This window comes from Actinomycetota bacterium (assembly GCA_036280995.1).
In the GTDB taxonomy this organism is placed as follows: Bacteria; Actinomycetota; CALGFH01; order CALGFH01; family CALGFH01; genus CALGFH01.
Genome location: DASUPQ010000458.1, coordinates 1 through 2,685 on the forward strand (window position 1 = coordinate 1; position 2,685 = coordinate 2,685).

Here is a 2,685-nt window from a genome sequence, read left to right on the forward strand (position 1 = left end):
GCACGACCGTCAGCTGCGTCAGCGAGGTCGAGATCCCATGACCTCTCGGACGAGGCCGGTTATGGGTTCCGTGAGGTCGGACGGATGCGACCTCTACTACGAGGAGGTGGGCGAGGGCGTACCGATCCTCCTGATTCACCCTGCCGGGTCGACGGCCTCGACCTGGGGCTACGCGACCGAGGAGCTCGCCCGGATCGGACGAGTGATCACCTACGACCGCCGGGGATATGCCCGGTCCGGCGGCCAACCGGCACATTCGATGTCCACGCATACGGCCGACGCTGCAGCGATCCTGGAGTCCTTGCGGGCCCCGCCCGCCGTCGTGGTCGGTACCAGCGCCGGGGCGGCCATCGCCGTCGACCTCGCGGTGCGTCGTCCCGACCTGGTGCAGGCGGTCATCGCCCATGAGTTCCCCTGGCGATTCACGCGGCATCTTCCTACCGCTTCGCAGGTCGCGGCGCTCGCCAGAATCGGATCGCTCGCTCTCCGCGGCCGCCAGAGCGACGCCGCCGAGGCATTGTTGCGCTCCGCCTACAGCTACCGTGACGGTGGCACCGCTTGGGACGCCTTTCCCGAGGAGTGGCGGCGGGTCGCCAGGGACAACGCCAGGGCAGCCTTAACGGACTTCCGCAACTCCATCGGCGTCTATCCGTCCCGGACGGAGCTCGCGACCGTCCATGTCCCAGTGGTGTGCAGCTACGGCGCGCGGAGCCCCACCAGCATGTTCCGGCTCGTCCGATCGCTCGCCGCTGCCATCCCCGATGCGAGAACGCATCGCATCGAAGGGGCCGGCCACGCAGCGCCCTTCGATGCAACAACCAACTTCGTCCGACTGGTCGCCGACACCATCGGAAAGGAGCAGAAGATGAGCGCCTACAGTGAGCTCTTGGACTACTACGTCGAGCGGTACAACGCGGGTGATCTCGACGCCGTCATGGAGCTGTACGCCGAAGACGCCGTCCAGATCATGCCCGATGGCATCTTCGAGGGCCGGGACGCGATCCGGGCGCGGCTCGCCCAGGACTTGGTCGCTGTCCCGGATGCCGTCCACACCGTGAGGAGCTTCGTCGAGCAGGGCGACGCGTTCGCGGACGAGTGGACCTTCGCGGGAACGCAGACCGGTCCGTTCCTGCTGCCGGATGGCACCGAGCTCCCGCCCACCGGCAAGCGGGTGGAGGTCAAGGGCATGGAGTTCGTGCAGATGCGCGACGGAAAGATCGTCGTCGACAACCTGTACTACGACTACCTGGGGATCGCGGCCCAGCTCGGTCTCCTCCCGCAGGCCGCGACGGCGTGATCGAGCGGTGATGCGCTGACCGCATGGACGAAGAGAGGGGTGGCGTGATGGCCGAGCCACGGCTCCTGGACCGGTTGACCGCATCCGACCTGTTCATGCTGCTGTGGGACGACCACGGCTGGTCCAGCGACATCGGCGGGCTGGCCATCCTGGACGGCACCGGCCTGCTCGACCGCGACGGTCACCTCCGGATCGAGGCGGTCCGCCGGCACCTCGAGCCAAGGTTGGCCGCGGTGCCGCGCTTGCGGCAGCTGCTGTCCCGGCCCCGGCTGGGGCTGGGCTGGCCCCTGTGGGTCGACGCTCCCTGCTTCGACCTCGCCGACCACATCCGAGTCCACCCACTTGGCCCTCCCGCCGACGAGGCCCAGCTGCTGGAGGCATGCCAGGAACTGGCCCGCCGGCGGCTGGAGCTGGCCCGGCCGCTGTGGGAGCTGTGGCTGCTGCCCGGCCTGCCACAGCGACGGGTCGGCGCGCTCTTGCGGCTGCATCACGCCGTTGCCGACGGCGCCGCGGCAGCGGCCGCCTTCGGGGCACTGCTGGACCTGACCCCCGACGCGCCGAGTCCGGCCGCGCCACCGTGGACGCCGACCCCGATCCCGACCGCCGGTGAGCTGCTCCGCGACAACCTGCGCCGGCGCCGCCAGGAACTGGGTCGCGGTTGGTCGGGCCTGGCCCATCCCAGGAGGACGCTCCGCCGGGCCCAAGCGGCCTGGCCGGCGTGGCGGGAAGTCCTTGCCGACAAGCCTGCCCCACCGACCAGCCTGAACCATCCGGTCGGCACCCGCCGCCGGCTGGCCATCGTCCGCGGCCGCCTGGATCGCACCAAGCAGCTCGCCCACGCCCACCACGCGACGGTCAACGACGTGGTCCTGGCCGCGGTGGCCGGCGGCCTGCGGCAGCTCCTGGCCAGCCGCGGCGAGGACGTCCGGGGGCTCATGCAGCGGGCCATGGTGACCATCTCCGTGCACCACGAGCAGCCGGGGCAGGCCCAGGGCAACCAGCCCGGGTGGATGATGGTGCCGCTGCCGCTGGGCGAGCCCGACCCGGTCCGCCGGCTCGAGCGGATCGCGGCCGAGACGGCCGCCCGCAAGCACAAGCCGCGTCCGGAGGCGGGCACCGGGATCTTCCGGTTCATCGCCGTCCAGCGCGCCTGGTACCGGCACTTTCCCCGGCAGCGGTCGGTCAACCTGGTCGTGAGCAACGCCCCGGGGCCGCCGGTGCCGCTGTACCTGGCCGGGGCGCGGCTGCTGGAGCTGTTCCCCATGATGCCGACGATGGGCAACCGGACCCTGGTCGTCGCCGTGGTGTCCTACGCCGGGCAGCTCAACCTCACCGCCGTCGCCGACCGGGACGGCTGCCCGGACCTGGAGGTGTTCACCCAGGGCGTG

General features: G+C 71.1%; 2 protein-coding genes. Both read left to right on the plus strand.

Annotation, left to right across the window (positions count from 1 at the left end):
• Positions 1-106 precede the first annotated feature (106 nt).
• Positions 107-1,297: an alpha/beta fold hydrolase gene (locus tag VF468_15285; protein ID HEX5879657.1), complete on the plus strand. Its 1,191-nt coding sequence runs from the start codon at positions 107-109 to the stop codon at positions 1,295-1,297.
• A 47-nt stretch (positions 1,298-1,344) separates the two neighbouring features.
• Positions 1,345-2,685, plus strand: a 1,341-nt coding sequence (locus VF468_15290) for a wax ester/triacylglycerol synthase family O-acyltransferase (protein ID HEX5879658.1), incomplete at its 3' end; no start/stop codon positions are given.